The organism is Bacillus sp. BD59S, assembly GCF_007363175.1.
Classification (GTDB): domain Bacteria; phylum Bacillota; class Bacilli; order Bacillales; family Bacillaceae_G; genus Bacillus_A; species Bacillus_A pacificus.
This window is the reverse complement of record NZ_CP034686.1, coordinates 790,390-807,598: the sequence shown is the minus strand read 5'-3', so window position 1 is coordinate 807,598 and position 17,209 is coordinate 790,390. Positions and strand designations below refer to the sequence as shown.

The 17,209-nt window shown below is 36.6% G+C and carries 13 protein-coding genes; 5 read left to right on the top strand and 8 right to left on the bottom strand.

All coding sequences use genetic code 11. The features are described 5' to 3' along the window. Positions 1 to 245: 245 nt before the first annotated feature. Both EKQ63_RS06075 and EKQ63_RS06070 read right to left on the bottom strand, forming a co-directional pair. Positions 246 to 1,802, bottom strand: coding sequence for a fatty acid--CoA ligase (locus tag EKQ63_RS06075; RefSeq protein ID WP_048655875.1), 1,557 nt, complete (start codon positions 1,800 to 1,802; stop codon positions 246 to 248). Positions 1,803 to 2,126: 324 nt separating this feature from the next. Continuing rightward, a complete protein-coding gene (locus EKQ63_RS06070) occupies positions 2,127 to 3,617 on the bottom strand; it encodes a coproporphyrinogen III oxidase (RefSeq protein ID WP_140168508.1) in 1,491 nt (496 codons plus the stop codon). Between the two features lie 257 nt (positions 3,618 to 3,874). On the opposite strand from EKQ63_RS06070, the gene EKQ63_RS06065 reads away from it, so the two are divergent. After that, positions 3,875 to 5,614, top strand: coding sequence for an S-layer homology domain-containing protein (locus EKQ63_RS06065; protein WP_143880838.1), 1,740 nt, complete (start codon positions 3,875 to 3,877; stop codon positions 5,612 to 5,614). A 57-nt stretch (positions 5,615 to 5,671) separates the two neighbouring features. Here EKQ63_RS06065 and EKQ63_RS06060 read toward each other — a convergent pair whose 3' ends face one another. After that, positions 5,672 to 8,194 (bottom strand): SpaA isopeptide-forming pilin-related protein, encoded by a 2,523-nt coding sequence (locus EKQ63_RS06060; RefSeq protein ID WP_143880837.1) that lies wholly within the window; start codon positions 8,192 to 8,194, stop codon positions 5,672 to 5,674. 396 nt (positions 8,195 to 8,590) lie between these two features. Further along, the gene (locus EKQ63_RS06055) at positions 8,591 to 9,460 is read right to left on the bottom strand and encodes a Cof-type HAD-IIB family hydrolase (RefSeq protein ID WP_087951483.1); all 870 of its coding nucleotides are present in this window, start codon (positions 9,458 to 9,460) and stop codon (positions 8,591 to 8,593) included. A 134-nt stretch (positions 9,461 to 9,594) separates the two neighbouring features. On the opposite strand from EKQ63_RS06055, the gene EKQ63_RS06050 reads away from it, so the two are divergent. Beyond that, on the top strand, positions 9,595 to 10,212 hold the full coding sequence (locus tag EKQ63_RS06050) for a DNA-3-methyladenine glycosylase (protein WP_001148786.1): 618 nt from the start codon (positions 9,595 to 9,597) through the stop codon (positions 10,210 to 10,212). Positions 10,213 to 10,294: 82 nt separating this feature from the next. Here EKQ63_RS06050 and alsD read toward each other — a convergent pair whose 3' ends face one another. Together alsD and alsS are read right to left on the bottom strand one after the other, a co-directional pair. Beyond that, a complete protein-coding gene (gene alsD / locus EKQ63_RS06045; RefSeq protein ID WP_143880836.1) occupies positions 10,295 to 11,053 on the bottom strand; it encodes an alpha-acetolactate decarboxylase in 759 nt (252 codons plus the stop codon). Positions 11,054 to 11,069: 16 nt separating this feature from the next. Next, on the bottom strand, positions 11,070 to 12,758 hold the full coding sequence (gene alsS, locus EKQ63_RS06040) for an acetolactate synthase AlsS (RefSeq protein ID WP_088327402.1): 1,689 nt from the start codon (positions 12,756 to 12,758) through the stop codon (positions 11,070 to 11,072). 388 nt (positions 12,759 to 13,146) lie between these two features. Here alsS and EKQ63_RS06035 point away from each other — a divergent pair, with 388 nt between their 5' ends. Together EKQ63_RS06035 and EKQ63_RS06030 are read left to right on the top strand one after the other, a co-directional pair. Beyond that, positions 13,147 to 13,707: a DUF1700 domain-containing protein gene (locus EKQ63_RS06035; protein WP_087951479.1), complete on the top strand. Its 561-nt coding sequence runs from the start codon at positions 13,147 to 13,149 to the stop codon at positions 13,705 to 13,707. 21 nt (positions 13,708 to 13,728) lie between these two features. Continuing rightward, positions 13,729 to 14,325 carry an NDxxF motif lipoprotein gene (locus EKQ63_RS06030; protein ID WP_087951478.1) on the top strand — a complete coding sequence of 199 codons (597 nt, stop codon included), beginning with the start codon at positions 13,729 to 13,731 and terminating at the stop codon, positions 14,323 to 14,325. Positions 14,326 to 14,374: 49 nt separating this feature from the next. Here the strand turns inward: EKQ63_RS06030 and EKQ63_RS06025 are convergent, their stop codons facing one another. Both EKQ63_RS06025 and EKQ63_RS06020 read right to left on the bottom strand, forming a co-directional pair. Further along, positions 14,375 to 14,731, bottom strand: coding sequence for a YlbF/YmcA family competence regulator (locus tag EKQ63_RS06025; protein ID WP_000164605.1), 357 nt, complete (start codon positions 14,729 to 14,731; stop codon positions 14,375 to 14,377). Between the two features lie 142 nt (positions 14,732 to 14,873). Then, positions 14,874 to 16,010, bottom strand: coding sequence for a DUF445 domain-containing protein (locus tag EKQ63_RS06020; protein ID WP_143880835.1), 1,137 nt, complete (start codon positions 16,008 to 16,010; stop codon positions 14,874 to 14,876). A 134-nt stretch (positions 16,011 to 16,144) separates the two neighbouring features. Here EKQ63_RS06020 and EKQ63_RS06015 point away from each other — a divergent pair, with 134 nt between their 5' ends. Then, a complete protein-coding gene (locus tag EKQ63_RS06015; RefSeq protein WP_073531106.1) occupies positions 16,145 to 17,197 on the top strand; it encodes a YheC/YheD family protein in 1,053 nt (350 codons plus the stop codon). The last annotated feature ends 12 nt before the right edge of the window (positions 17,198 to 17,209 follow it).

Sequence of the window (17,209 nt, the reverse complement as noted above, 5' to 3'; positions counted from 1 at the left end):
CCACTCACACTAAAATTATATTACATCTATAAAATTCACCTAATTAAATTACTAAACCCTTATTTAAAGCGGGATATTTGCATTTACAATCAAAGCTTAATGCTACAAAAAAGTACTTTAACATAATAATAAAAGAGAATTTGACTAGAAGATAAATACCATTTTTTTAATCGTTTTTTAAAAATAAAGCTACCTTTTCGTATTAGAAAAGGTAGCTTTATCTGTATAGACGACTGTTCTACTCCTTATTGTTTTGCGCCTTTCAGCGACTCTCTCAGGACAAATTTTTGTAATTTTCCACTCGCATTACGAGGCAGTTCATCCACAAATAAATAATGACGAGGACGTTTATAATCTGCTAATTCATCACTTTCTTTACAATACGTTTCTAAATCAGCTTCTGTAATTGTTTCATCTTTCTTCACAACAACTGCCACAACACGTTCTCCCCATAATTCATCCGGCTCACCAAGCACCGCAACATCTAATATACCAGGATGACTATGAAGAAAATCTTCAATTTCACGTGGATAAATATTAACGCCGCCACTAATCACCATATCATCCACGCGATCTGCAACGAATAAATAACCGTCTTTATCGAAATAACCTAAATCACCCGAATGATACCATCCTTTATACATCGATTTTGCATTTGCCTCTTCTCGGTTATGATAACCAGCCATCATAGTTGGTCCGCGCAAAATAATTTCCCCTACTTCATAAGGAGGCAATACATCATTTGGCTCTGCCGGTGCATCTTCACTTGGTTTTACAATTCGAATTTCATGACTAAAGCACGGTGTCCCTGCTGAGCCTGCTTTCGTAATTTGATCCTCTTCTACGAGAAACGCAACAACAGGTCCCATTTCTGTCATTCCGTAAATTTGTACAAGATCAATATAAAGACGTTCTTTACATTCCTTCACTAATGCTGGTGCCATTGCAGCCCCACCGTATATACCAATCTTCATCGAAGTTAAATCGTACTGTGTTAAATCTTTTTGCAACAACATATTCCACATCGTCGGCGCTGCAAAAAACGTCGTAATCTTCTCTTCTTGAATTGTATGTAATACTGTTTCTGTGTCAAAATGATGTAAAATAACATTCTTTCCACCAACTTGAATGCGCGGTATGATCCCCGCATTCAACTCACCGCAATGATATAACGGCGCTACAACAAGTCCAACACTATCTCGATTATATTTTAAGAAATACGTACAAATCATACTATGCTCAGCCATTTCGCGATGACGATGTAATACACCTTTCGGATGACCCGTCGTACCGCTCGTATACAGCATAGAACAATAATCCATTTCACCTATTTCAATATCTATTTTTTCAGAAGATGCCGCATTTACTTTTTCATGGTAGGAACTAGCATAAGAAGGTGTATCGTCTTCTACATACCAAAAAGACGAATTCGGAAAATCTCGTTCAATGATAGCCACGGTTGGCTCAACTGCTTTTTCAAAAACAACTACTTTCGAGGATGCGTCCTGGAGAATATAAGATACTTCTTTTGCTTTTAAGCGGAAATTGATCGGGTTAAAGATCGCTCCAATTTTTGCACAGGCTAAGTAAACGTTTACAAATTCACGGCAATTATATAAGTAAACAGATACCGTATCGCCCTTTCTTACCCCTTCTTCTAATAGAGCATGCGCCGTTTTATTTATTTGCTCATCCCACTGTTTATACGTCCAGCGAATATTTTTTTCTGGTTCCACTAATGCCTCTTTATTCGGATACTTACCAACAGCTAAATCAAATATTCTCCCTATCGTCATGTACATGCCAACAATTTCCCCCTTTTCTCTTTCATAAATCTATCATTTCGTCCATAAGTAGACATTGTCCTTTAATGATTTGACTAATTTTTCTGATTATTATCGACATTGTTTTACAAATGAAAATGTTTTTGATCAACTTCTCGGTAAATGAAATTATATCGGCGATTTTCCGGATATATCGACCGTAACTTGAAATATATCGACGATTTTTCAAATATATCGACCACAACTCAATTTATATCAGCGATTTTTCGAATATATCGACTTATCGACAAAAAATGACAATATAAAAAAGAAGCTGTCCCGATTTGGAACAGCCCCCTCTTCTTATGCAAATAACTCTTCTAAAATTTTCAGTTTGTCTTCTGTATATTTTACGAAGCCATCGTTATATGATTTTGGATCTTTCGGATTCGCAAAGTGCGTAATTGCTCCCGTTTTCGGATGAACAAATTTACTTGATGCACCACAACCAAGTCCGATAATTGATTGTACTTCTTCCATAATGACAATGTTGTAAATACTTTCTTGCGTCGGCATTGCATAACCAACGTTCTCTAAGTTACCTAAAATATTCTTTTGACGATATAGGTAATATGGTACGTAATTATGCTTTTTCGTCCACTCTTCTGCTTCGTGCATCATCGCTGTAATTTCTTCGCGACCTGCTACTTTATATTTACGTTTGTTTTGCGTCATTTCAGAAGCACGTTTAAATGATAACGTATGAACTGTTAATGATTCTGGCATTAACTTTTCTGTTTCATCTAACGTGTGCTTGAAGATATCTAACCCTTCACCAGGAAGACCAATAATTAAGTCCATATTAATATTGTTCATTCCCATTTCACGAGCTAAATGATACTTCTCAATTGTTTCTTCTACAGTATGATGACGTCCAATCGCTTTTAGCGTTTCTTGATGGTATGACTGCGGATTAATACTAATACGGTCAATATTCCATTTATTTAACACTTCTAGCTTCGCTGGCGTAATTGTATCTGGGCGACCTGCCTCAACTGTTACTTCACGCACATTTTTCACATCTGGAAACGCTTCATACATTTCTTCATACAGCATATCCATCTCTTCTGCTGTAATACTTGTTGGTGTACCGCCGCCGTAATAAATCGTCGTAACTTTTACACCTTTTTCTTTTAAAAACTTACCAATTTCACGAACTTCATAATGTAAACCACCTAAGAATGAATCAACAGAGCCTTGGCGTCCGTTAATTGCATACGCCGGGAATGTACAGTACGCACACTTTGTTGGGCAGAATGGAATACCGATATAAATACTTACTTCCTCTTTCAAACGATATAAATCCGGAACTACCGCTAATTGGCAATCAACGATACGTTGAAGAAGTTCAATTTTCTCTTCATGAATTAAATAACTTTCACGAAGTTCTTGGTGTGCTTCTTCCTTTGACATACCATTTTGAAGCATTTTATGAAGAAGTTTCGTTGGACGAACTCCAGTTAAAATACCCCAGCTTTGTTCCATACCAGTTAGCTGCTGAAGAACAGAAAGATATACATAAGAAACAACGTGCTTCACTTGCTTCATACGCTCTTTTTCATCTGTAAAAGCAGATAAATCTTTTGCGAATGTTTCTTCATACACATTTCCAGTCGCAACATCTGTTAAACGAGCTGATGCTTTCACATTCTCTTCAATGTGTATATCAACGATAAGATTCGCTTCCTCTTGTTCAAATCCAATCGTACTATCTTCAAAAAATAAGCCGCCAATATTTTGCAGCGGACGTAAAAAACGATCATCTTGTAACGTTTTAATTGAAATTAACAACATTATCACCTTTTCATTTGCAAACTCTCTTTAGTTTACTTGAAGGGCGTTTGCAGGTCAATACAGAAGGTTTTACCTTATTTTCATATCCTATTTAAAACAAACTGAATATTGATTTTTAATGAACTTTCTCTAGTTGTATAGACATTGTAATATACTCTTGTTACAATCTAGAACGTATTAGTACTTGCTACTAATTTAAATACATATAAAGGAGGACTCTTAACACGACATAAAGACTATCACGTGTTAAAACAACTATGAAAAAAAAGTTTTACAATATTTTAGCACTATCTTTAGCATTACAAACATTTGTAGCACCTATCCATTCATTCGCGGAAAGCATAGAGAAAACTGCGGAATTGTCTACGGATGAGCAAGCTTTAAAAAGCATTGAAGAACATGCAAAACAGCATAGACATGACGAAGAAAACGGCCTTGAAATCTCAGGTGAATATCTTCTCCACTTATCAACAAAACTTCCACTATACGATTCAAACGACTTAAAAACCAAAACAAATATTGAAATTGCTGAACCAGTAGTAAAGGCAACAAAGAAAAAAGGAAATGCATATTACATACAAACTACGTTTGGTACTGGCTGGGTTAATAAGGAAAATAATAGTTTAGAAATACAAGAGATTCATAAACTCTCGAATCAAAAATTAATTGTAACAGAAGAAGCATCAGTATATTCCTTCCCTTTCCAATCGTTTAAAGAAGAAACGAAATTACAGCCACAAACAGTAACTCCTACTGAACAAGCTGGGAATTGGTTTAACATTCAAATGAACGGAACTGAGAAATGGATTTATGCTCCTTCAGCTACATTCGAAGGTACGAAAGCATCATTATTCGAAAAAACAGTTTCTATAGAAAATAGAAGCGCAGCATTTTTCAAAACACCATCTCATTTACTTACAAATAATATTTATGGTGTTACATTTAAAGAAATGATCGTCCCAAAAGGGAATGAAAATATTCGCCCTGGCTACGCAATGGAACCAAAATACATAACAATTCACGAAACTGCTAATACAAGTAAAGGTGCGAATGCTTTAAATCACGCGAAGTACTTAGATAATCAAGCCCGCGGAAATACTGATCGTTCAGCATCTTGGCATTTTACAGTGGATGACAAAGAAATTTATCAACATCTTCCATTAAATGAAGTTGGATGGCATGCTGGAGATAAAACTGGAAACTATGAATCTATCGGAATTGAAATTGCTGTGAATAGTGATGGAAATTATACGAAAGCTGTAGAAAATGCCCGAAAATTAGCTGCTTACTTAATGAACGAATTAAACATCTCCCTAGATCACGTGCAAAAACATCAATTTTGGAGCGGAAAAAACTGTCCTGCATTTATGATTCAACGCGGGCAATGGGATGCTTTCTTAAAGGGCACAAACGCTTACTATAATGAAAATCGTAAAGATGTTATTCCGCCGCCAGAAGTCCCTCATGAAAAAGACGACATTACAGGTGGATGGTATGAACAAGACATTCGTCAATTGGCTGCTAGAAAAATCATGTTCGGTGATGGAAATGGTTCTTACTGGCCAAACCGTCTCGTAACACGAGCTGAGTTTGCAAATTTAATGTCGAGAGCTTTAAAATTACCTGCTGGAAACGCTAAATTCACAGACTTAAACGAAGCACATCCATCTTTAGTAGATGGAATTAACCGCGCCGCTAGCGCAGGTATCATTAATGGTCGTGGGAATAATAAATTTGATCCTAATGCTACAATAACACGTGATGAAGCTGTTATTATGATTGACCGTGCACTAGAATATAAATGGATTTATAGAAAAGAAGTGAAATTACCATTCACTGACCAAAACTTAGCATACGATAAAAAGGCATTACAAAATGTTTACGCATACGGAATCGTAAAAGGGAACGAACGAAATGAATTCGTACCAAAAGGCACAGCAACACGCGCTGAAGCAGCCGCATTTTTAAATCGAATGCTGAAAGTGATTGAAGCTTAAACAAAAAAACTAAAAGGCATAAGAGATAACATTTCTCTTATGCCTTTTATAAAACCATTAACTATTTTTAATCATAAATCTAAGACGTATTCCTAATAAAACAAGAGCAAAACCAATGAATGGTAGATAATTCATATCATGTCCTGTAGCTGGAAGTTGTGCATGAGACGCACCTTGTCCTTTTTCTGGTAAGGTAGGTTTTTCTTTATCTACGTTTTCCATTCCTTCACTTGGTGTTCCTGTCTCTCCACCTGGCTTTTCTGTTTCTTCACCCGGTTTTCCTGTCTCTTCGCCCGGTTTCTCTGTTTCTTCACCCGGTTTTCCTGTCTCTTCGCCTGGCTTCTCTATTTCTTCACCCGGTTTTCCTGTCTCTTCGCCTGGCTTCTCTATTTCTTCACCCGGTTTTCCTGTCTCTTCACCTGGTTTCTCTGTTTCTTCACCTGGCTTCTCTGTTTCTTCGCCTGGCTTTTCTGTTTCCTCACCTGGTTTCTCTGTTTCTTCGCCCGGTTTTTCTGTTTCTTCACCTGGTTTTTCTGCCTCTTCACCTGGCTTCTCTGTCTCTTCACCTGGCTTCTCTGTTTCTTCGCCTGGTTTCTCTGTTTCTTCACCTGGCTTCTCTGTTTCTTCACCCGGCTTCTCTGTTTCTTCACCCGGCTTCTCTGTTTCTTCGCCTGGCTTTTCTGTTTCCTCACCTGGTTTCTCTGTTTCTTCACCCGGTTTTCCTGTCTCTTCACCTGGCTTCTCTGTTTCTTCACCTGGCTTTTCTGTTTCCTCACCTGGTTTCTCTGTTTCTTCGCCTGGCTTTTCTGTTTCCTCACCTGGTTTCTCTGTTTCTTCACCCGGCTTCTCTGTTTCTTCGCCTGGCTTTTCTGTTTCTTCACCTGGTTTCTCTGTTTCTTCGCCCGGTTTTTCTGTTTCTTCACCTGGTTTTTCTGTTTCTTCACCTGGTTTTTCTGTTTCTTCGCCTGGATTTTCTGTTTCTTCGCCTGGATTTTCTGGACCTTTACTTGGTTCTTTTTCGTTCAATACTTCTCGTTTCACTACTTCATTTGCTATAACGTTTACTTCTACTTTAACTTCTTTCACTTTGTAGCCTTCTGGCGCTTTCGTTTCTTCTAACGTATACTTACCTGGCACTAAGTTTTCGAATATAGCAACACCATCTTTATTTGTTGTTTTTATCCCTCCAACTACTTGACCATTTTCGTTTTTCAGTCTAAATTCCGCGTCTTCTAGCACATTTTTGCTCTCAGCATCCTTCTTGATTACCTGTAAGCTTCCCAATTCTTTCACATTTTTAACTATTACTGATACTACCTTGTTCTCTTCCACATTAACTTCAATTTCTTCTTTTATTAATTTATATCCCTCTGGTGCTTTCGTTTCTTTTAATGTATATTTACCTGGTTCTAATTTCTTAGAGATTACTTTACCTGTCTTATCTGTTCGTAATGTATCTATTTGTTTACCATCTTTATACACTTCGAATTCGGCACCTGATAATAACTTTGTTTCATCACTTGCATCTACTTTTACAATTTCAAATTGGCCTGTTACTTTTTCAACGGATGGCTTATTCCATTTCGGCCAATTAAATTTAAAGTTATGAACCTCAAAGCCATCTCTTTGATTTAATCCGCCAAGAAAGGCTTGTCCGTTAATTGAACCACCCTTTGTATCTACAACTGCATTAGGCGCAAATACACTTCCTACTACACCATATCCTTTAGTTGTTATCTTTTTAGCATTAGGGAACACCCAAATGACTTTACTAGCTAACTCAGTAAAAAAGGAATTAGGGTCATATGCTTGAGATGTATTAACTAATGTGAACCCGCCCTTATCCGTCGTATCATACAGGATTGCACCGCCACCAAAATTAACTTCTTCTGCATCTGAATGAATAACAATAAAGTCTTTGTTACTTACATTCGGAAGAAAAACGTCTTTTACATTGAATGGTTCTTGCCCTTCTAATCCTGAAGAAACGTAAATATTAGGATTCTTTACATCTTCACCGATTCCAAAGGTCATACCCATTTTGGGTTTATCAGTATGTAATTGGCCCGCATCCTCAATTACACTATTAACATCTTTTCTAAACTCTTTAAATTTAGCATCAATCTCCGCTTGCTCTTTATAAGAGATACGGTCATATGATGATTTCATTGCACCTTCTGGATCACCATCTTTTGTCATCGCCACTGTTCCATCTTGAATAATTACTTGTCCTGTTCCCGCTTTCGTAAATTGACCACCTAGTAATAATGAGGGATATCCTTCCTCTACCCATGTTGCTCCAGCTAAGTTATGCGCTCCTGTTGCAGCTGCTAAGACTGTATAACTTGATGCATTCATATTTTTTTGAATGGCCATCGCACCTTCAATATCCGCACTCGTTGCACTATGATTTCCAAAAATGACGGCGTTGTAATAAGATACATCACCTAAACCTTTTAATTCTATTGTAGCTGCCTCTGCTTTATTTGGTAAATGGATTAAAAAATTCATGCATACTAATAACACAACTATCAAACTACTACTTAATTTTTTTATTTTTTGATTAAATGATTTCCTCAAAAAATTCATTCCCCCTTTTAAAATTCCTAGATTTATGAAAAGAAGCTCATTTCATATGTACCAATCCTTACTCACATTAACTTAAAATAATCCATTTAAATAGACGAAAGAAACTCTACAACTAATTAATAAAATGACTACAATGCATTTTTGAAATCATACGTGAACGAAACTAACATGCGAAGTGTTTTTGCGTATGGACGCTCAATAAAATTAACATGGAGAATATTTCATGTGGTGTAACTATTTTGGCAACATCATCCACTTTACAACAGTTTGCTAAGGGATTCAAGTGAATTGTATACATTTTAGACACAATTCCCCTTTATAGAACGCTTTCATTTCTAAAATAAAACCAATAAAAAAACGTAGCCAAAAAGCTACGTTTTTCTCTCATCATTTCGGTGTATTTTTATGATTCTTCAAAAACGGAAGTGGGAATTGTTTACGGAAATGCTCTTTAATCATATACTCTACGCCGTTCTCACTATTTGAACGTGTAATCCAGTCGGCCGCTTGTTTTACCTCTACAGGCGCGTTCCCCATCGCTACCCCAAGCCCTACATTTTCAATGACCTCTAAATCTTCCATGCTATCACCAATCGCAACCATTTCATTTAGCGAAATATTCAAATGCTCTCCAAGTAATTGTAATCCGCGTAATTTTGATACATTTTGCGGCAAAATTTCTATTCGTTTTGAATCACACTCAACATACTCTATATCTTGAAACGCTTTTCTTAATGTATTCATTCCTCTTTCTTTTTCACCTTTCGTTTGGAAAAGAACATCAATTTTTGGAGCCGCGACTGGATGATCACGAAGCGCATCACCTAATGAATCTACAAATTGAACTGGATAAAATAACGGATCTGCACTCGATAACACAGTACGTGCAATTAAGTTTGGTGTATTTCTCTCACGATTTCCGATTGAAAACCGTTCATGAGAAATGCGGACGTTACAGTCAAAATGCTCTAATACTTGCACAATGTTAAACGTCTTCTCTTCCGATAATCTTCTTTGAACATAAGGCTTATCTAACGTTGCTGAAACGAAAGCACCGCCGTGTGTCACTAATATAGAATCTAATTTTAACGCCTTTGCTACTTTATGAGCGGATTGAAAATTACGACTCGTAAATAATGTAACGTATACATCTTTTCTTTTTACAAATTCAATTGTTTCTCGTAATCCTTTTGCAATTTTTCCGTTGTTGTATAGTAGTGTCCCATCTATATTAAGAGCTAGTAAGCGATAAATCATGTCGCACTCCCCCTCTTCGCTGTTGTACTCTATCCATAATTTATGAAATAAATGTAGCAAATAGAACGAGTTAGAATTACTACTGAAAATTTGGTTTACTATATACATATACACTTAGCAAAGGAGATAGTACAATGCAGGCACCACCTTCCTTTTATGAAGGCGATACGTTAGAAGTCGCAAAAAAATTACTCGGGCAAAAACTTGTTCATATTGTAGACGGAATAAAGCGAAGCGGAATCATTGTTGAAGTAGAGGCATATAAAGGTCCGGATGATAAGGCCGCACATAGTTACGGTGGCAGACGAACAGATCGGACAGAAGTTATGTTTGGCGCACCAGGACATGCTTACGTATATTTAATTTACGGTATGTACCATTGTTTTAACGTCATTACAGCGCCAGTTGGCACCCCGCAAGGCGTTCTCATTCGAGCCCTTGAGCCGGTAGATGGAATAGAAGAAATAAAACTAGCGCGCTACAACAAAACGGATATTACAAAAGCGCAATATAAAAACTTAACGAACGGACCTGGCAAACTATGCCGTGCACTCGGAATTACTCTAGAAGAACGAGGCGTATCATTACAAAGTGACACATTACATATTGAACTCGTCCCAGAAGAAGAACACATATCATCACAATATAAAATAACAGCAGGTCCTCGTATTAACATCGACTATGCAGAAGAAGCTGTACATTATCCGTGGCGTTTTTATTATGAGGGGCATCCGTTTGTTTCAAAGAAATAAACGATATCAACGATTCGACAAGAAATATCGACTTACCGACAAATAAAAGAAGACTGTTCCAAAATGGAACAGTCCCTCCCTTTTACTCCGCACCTTCCGCAGTCGCAATATTATCCTCTAAGTTTTCTCTTGATAATTCAGCTGTCATAAAGTCAGCTGTTTCTGGAAGTGCTAAATGCATATGAGCTTTTTGACAAATTTGGATCGTACAGTTTTCAACAACATAGTCGAAAACATGTCCGCCTCCGCTTCTTTCATCATCAATATAATGTAAGTGAAAACCCGCTACACCAATACCTTGCGCATAATCTGGCGTCCAAAAGCCAGCTAGCGTACCTTCTGTATTTTTAAATGAGAAGATTGGTTGTGATTTCGTCACTTCAACGAGCGGTGTATACGGTTTTTCTTGTTTTGGAACAGTTCTCGTTCTTACTTCGCGGAACGTACCGTCCATTCGAATACCATAAAATAAGTTTTTACTCGGCATTAATTCATGTAATAATGCTTCCACTTCTTCACGATTCATCGGATGCTCTATCGTATAACTCATTTCTTTTTCAAAAAACGTTACAGTCGCAAACGGTGTTGTTTCTTCTGGCTCTACTTTTTCCGCTGAACCGTCTGAACGTAAATGATAAAATTCATTATCAAATGCAATCATTTCACCATCTAATTGATCAAATGTGCCGATGCCGAAATCACCGCGTTCTTTCAATTCCTCAAAGCTAATCACACCATCATATATACCATCTAATAGCGCAAGCATTGTAGATGTTTGATATACTTCATTACTCATTTTCGTTTTTTTTGCATCAATATCGATTAATTGCGCAACAGTCATCTCAAATCTGCCTCCATTAGTTTAATTGGTTTGGTAATAATTTTTCGCTTAATTTAATGTTGTCACGATAGTCAATTGGAATATCAATAATGACAGGGCCGTCTGCTGCTAGTGCTTCTTTTAATACACCTTCTAATTCATCAGGCGTGTTAACACGAAGACCTAACGCCCCGAAACTTTCCGCATATTTCACAAGATCAACATCGCCAAACTCTGTAGCGGATGTTCTGCCGTATTTCATCATTTGTTGGAATGCAACCATATCATATGTGCCGTCTCTCCAAACGAGATGGACGATTGGAGAATTTAAACGTACCGCTGTTTCTAACTCCATCGCTGAGAATAAGAAACCACCATCACCTGATACAGAAACTACTTTTTTACCTGGTTCTACTAAAGTAGCTGCGATTGCCCAAGGAAGTGCAACACCTAACGTTTGCATACCGTTACTAAATAATAATCTACGTGGTTCATAAGAACGGAAACATCTCGCCATCCAAATAGAATGGGAACCGATGTCACATGCAACGGTTGTATCGTCACTAATTAAAGAACGAAGTGTACGAATCACTTGAAGTGGATGCGTAACACCTTCTGAAGGACGATTTGGAACTTCTGCTTGTTCTGATAATTTCGCACGTAATCGTTCTAACACTGCTTCTGATTTCGTACTTAATACAAGTTTCGGTAATTTCTTCGCGATGCTATTTACAGTTAAGGCAATATCACCAATTAATTCACGCTCTGGTTGGTAATCATGATCGATATCTGCTTGATGGTCGTCAAGATGAATAATCGTTCTGTCTCCAAGTTTATTCCAGAACTTTGGATCATACTCAATTGGGTCATAACCGATAGAAATAACAAGGTCTGCTTCTTCTAGTAAAATATCACCTGGTTGATTACGGAATAATCCAACGCGGCCGAAGAAATGATCTTCTAACTCACGTGAAATCGCACCAGCTGCTTGATATGTTTCAACGACTGGAAGTTCTGTATCCGCAATTAATTCACGAACGGCTTTCGTCACTTCATTTGTGCTCGCTCTCATACCAAGTAAAATAACCGGTAATTTCGCTGCTTTTATTTTTTCTACTACGTATGTAATATCATGTGTGGGAGCGATTCCAAGCTGTGGCTTAGAAAGCGCACCGATAGACTCTACAGTCGTTTCCGCAGTCATAACGTCTTGCGGCAAACTGACTAAAGTAGCTCCTGGATTTGTGGAAGTCGCACTTCTAAATGCATTACTTAATGCTTCTGGCACATTATCAGGATGCTCTACTTCTACGCTATATTTTGTGATTGGTTCGAATAGTGCAGCATTATCCATAGACTGATGCGTACGTTTTAATCGATCCGTACGCGGAACTGCACCAGCTAAAGCAACAACGGGATCACTCTCCGCATTCGCAGTAACAAGACCTGTCGCTAAATTTGATGTCCCTGGCCCTGAAGTTACAAGACACACACCCGGTTTTCCTGTTAATCTACCAATCGCAGCTGCCATAAACGCTGCATTTTGTTCATGACGACAAACAATTAACTCTGGTCCTCTTTCTTGCAGTACATCAAATACAGAGTCAATCTTCGCTCCTGGAATACCGAAAACATGTGTAACACCTTGTTTAATTAAACAATCAACAACAAGATCTGCTCCTTTTGTTTTTGTCTTCACGTCGTTTGCTTTTACACCTGTACTCAAACTAATCATTCCTTTATTTCATAATTTGTGTAATAAAGATTTTTAACTTCACCTAGTTAATTAATGTGGTGAAGTATTATTTATCATTATATTACAAATGCATTATTTTTCCAACAATATGAATATGACATTATTTTGACAACAACTAGAGAATGCGCTTACAATCCTTTGCTTATCCTAAAATAATATTTTTATATCTCCTCGAAAAAAGCTGAAAAAACTTCCATCTCATCACAGTATTAAAAAAATATTAGTACCTTGCAAAGAACAATACTAAATGATATATTTGTAAATACTGGAATACCCATTAATTGTAATTCACAGCACCCTTTTCAAAAGATACGATTCTCAGCTTTCATTCATCATTCTATAAAGGAAAGTGATTATTATGAACAAAAGTGAATTTTTAGAACAACTTAGTTCTTCCCTGCGGAATATGCCTAATGCAGAAAAGAAAGATATTATCTCAGAGTATGAAACTCATTTTATCAGTGGTAAACAAGATGGGAAATGTGAAGAAGAAATTTCTAGAAAACTAGGAAACCCTAAAACGATCGCTAAAGAACTTACTGTTTCCTATGCAATAAGCAATGCTGACAAGAAACGAAGCTTTAAAAATATGATAACCGCACTATTTTCTGTTATGAGCTTAAGTGTTTTAAACTTTGCCTTTATCTTTATCGCCTTTTTCGTACTACTCTTTTTATTACCGATTCTTCTAGCACTTATCATTGCCACTCCAGTATTAATCATTTCCCCTATTTTATTAATAGGGTTAGGATTTTTTAAAGGGTTTCATCAAATTAGTTACTCCGATGTTTACAATGTGTTCATCGCTTTTTGCAGCGGTTTACTCATATCCGTCATATGTTATCAAATGGTCAAACATCTATACGCAACTTTAGTAAAGTATTTGAAATGGAATATAGCTATTTTACAAAGACACTAATGAATAAAAAAGGAGATTAAAATGAAGAAATATACTTTATATTCACTCATGCTACTTACAGTTTTATTTCTATCAGCTTGTTCAAACAATGCAGAACCTAAGGAAGAAAACGATGTACAATCTATTAAAGATGTTACGATTAAAATTCCGGAAACTATATTCACTTCCTCAAAGAAAAATGAAACGATTAATGAAGATGAAATGAAACAAAATATAAAAACTTATTTAGATTATAGCGGAGAGCTATACGAAAACATCGTTCCACTTTCGTCAGCCATGTCTGACGAGAAGGTTACTGAATCCGACCGAGAGAAATTACAAAAACTAATAGATTTAGCTCAACAAAACGATGCGAACTTCCATCATTTTATTAGTAACAATACGATTCCTGCTGATTACAAACAGCCTTCGAAGGAAATTCATGAATATATTTCATCGTCTACGGCACTTTCAGTAGAACTAGAGCAAGAATTAGAAAAACTAACTGAAGATGGTAACTTATTCAAGACTGATTTTTCTTTTACAAAACGCTTTGAGAAAGTGAATGGTAGGAAGCAAAAAGAAATTGAAAAGTTTTTGAAGGAGAAGAATATTGAGACTGAGTATTTCAAAAAATAAAAAATAACAAACAAAAAAGACGCCCCTATACTAGGAGCGTCTTCTCTCATTACGCTTGTTGTTGCGCGCTATATAACTCTTCAAGTGGCTTCATGATAATTTTGTTAACGTCGCCGATTACAACGTTTAAGCGTTGTTCAGTTTCCATTAACTTTGTAATTTTAGCATCTTGTTGAATGCGAGCTACAACTTCTTGTGCTTGTTGGTTATCTTCTTCAGTAATTTCTTGACCTTGCATCATTTTTTGTTGTAGGCTAAGTTGCATTGTACGGAACTCATCGAATAAGTTCTTTGAAGCAGCATCAGCTTGAACTGCTGCGTAGCTCTCTTTTAACGTTTTGAAGTCATCGTTTTCAGCGATTGCTTTTTGTAATTCATATGCTACATCATGAATGTTTTTTGTCATTTTATTTTTCCTCCTTTAGAAGGCTAGCGCTTTTCTCTCGCACTGCCTTTTACGTGCATTTACATACGCACCTCTTCTTACCATATCAAACTATGCAAGAGATGTGAAGAAATTTCACTTTTATTTGTATGTGCATATCTTATTATTTAAGAAACAACAGTAATAACCCTTGCATGATTCCAATCATTCCGCCTAATAAGGCACCTAAATACGTAATCATTTTTAGTTCATTTTTTGTAATGGACAACACTAAATCTTCTAGTCTCTCCGTTGAAAATGTAGACACTTCTTGCTGGACAATTTCCGCCAAGTGGAGATTATTTAGTATACTTTCTACGTTTTCTACTCCCCACTTCAAGCCTTTCATTACTGCGCTTGGGACTACTTTTTCTATCATTGTTTCTCGAACCGGTTCACATACTTGCTGCACAGATTGGTTGAAAAACTTACTCACTGTTTCTTCAACTTTAACAGCTGACAATATGGAGTTTACAATCATTTCTTTTTCTACAAACGTTTCTAATTCTTTTACATCTCTTCCTTTTAACTTCTCCCACTCTTTTTGCAGTACATCAGTTAAAAGCTGCTTTGTGCCATCTTGCCCTAAAAACTTAATGACTTCTGGCTGCACACGATCCACTACACTTACATTCCCTAAAAACATTCCGACTAAGTTCAGCAATGCTCCTCTAGAAGCAAAGAAATCATCAATCATTTTTGAAAGACGAGCTTTCCCTTCTTCACTTTCAAAAAAACTGATTCCTCGATCTAAAATAAACGCTGAGACATTTGGGATCGCATTCTCTATTTTTTCATGAACAGACTGAGGTAAAGCCTGTTCCCATGTATATGTATAGTACTCTTCTAAAAATGCCCGAATCTTTTCTGTAATTACCTGTTCGATTTTCTCAGTTGCTTCTTTTTCTACATGCGCTACGTTCCATTTTTCTAACATGTGTCGCAGTGGCTGTTCATTCGTCATTACTTTATCTACTTCTACTTGTGTCCAGTGGATTAAACCTTTTTGAAACTCTTCATTTGTTAACTTCTTTCCGATTCCTTCTGGTGTTAACAAATGCTCTACAACCATTTTCCCTAATTGAACAGCAAGCTCATCACGGCGCTTCGGAATTAATCCTGGTGTAAATGGGACTTGAAACTTTCCAATATACATAGGGCGATGAGGACGAAATAACATTTTTATTGCTAAATGATTTGTAAATCCTCCAATAATTGCTCCGAGCCCTGTCGTCGTTAACATACTTAACCATATATTCATTACAATCAACCTTTCGCTTCTCCAAAACTATAGCATATCATCATACGGACAAAAGTATAATGGTATAAAAACGTATTTGCAATATATAGCTTCGCCTATTATGCCAACATTTTGTTAGTAAAGGAGTGATTTCGTTGGTTCTCGGTATTTTAACTTCTCAGCCTCATTATGAGCAAACGTATTACACCGAAATCGCTAAACGCGCTCGGCTTTATCATAATGTCGTTGCCCAGTTTACGCCATTTTGTATTGATCCTAAAACAGACCTTATTTCTGGTCTGATTTATGATACAGATACAGGCAAATGGAAAGAGCAAACATTCCCTATTCCTTCTTATATATATGATCGTTCTTCTTTTAATGAGGAAACAGACTTCGACAAAGCAAAATCAATTATTCACTCATTACACAACCGTCCTTCCACTACCTTTTTAAATAACACACTCATTGATCTAAGCGAACTACATGATGTATTTCTCATGAATAAAAAATTATCACCTTATATACCAAAATTTGAAATAGCAACGATACACAACGTTTTCAAACTGTTATTAAAAACAAAAGATATTATTATACGTCCTACTAACGCACATTCCAATGAAAGTCTGTACCGGGTCGTTTATAAAAATAAAACGTTTCATGTTGATACAATAAATGATGCCTATCATATTTCTACTCCCATCAAACGGACTGATGAATTTATATCTTGGTACAAATCTAATATACGATCAGCACGTTACATCACCCATACAATGCTGCAACCACCAAATCAATTAACATACCCACTTCATATTCGGACCATTTTACAAAAAAATAAAGAACAGAAGTGGAACGTTATCGGTCAGTTTATACAAAAAAGTTCATTTCCGAATCAACTTTTACTTTCGGCAACTGATGATTCCTCGCTGCATGCATTTTCAAAAATTAAATACGTACTATCTAGTACCGGTGTCCAATTATTACAGGACGCTTTACAAGACATTATAAATGAAGTGTTTCAAACACTAGATCAATCTTATTCTTCGTTATTCGAGCTAGAGCTTTCCACTATTATGGATCAAAAAGGGGCAATTTGGCTTATGTATGTCAACACGATTCCTCCGTACGAACATTACATTCGTTATAGTGATTCATTAGCCGAAAAAATATATCACGGACCATTACAATTTAGTCGCTTTACACCATAATGAAAGGAGGTT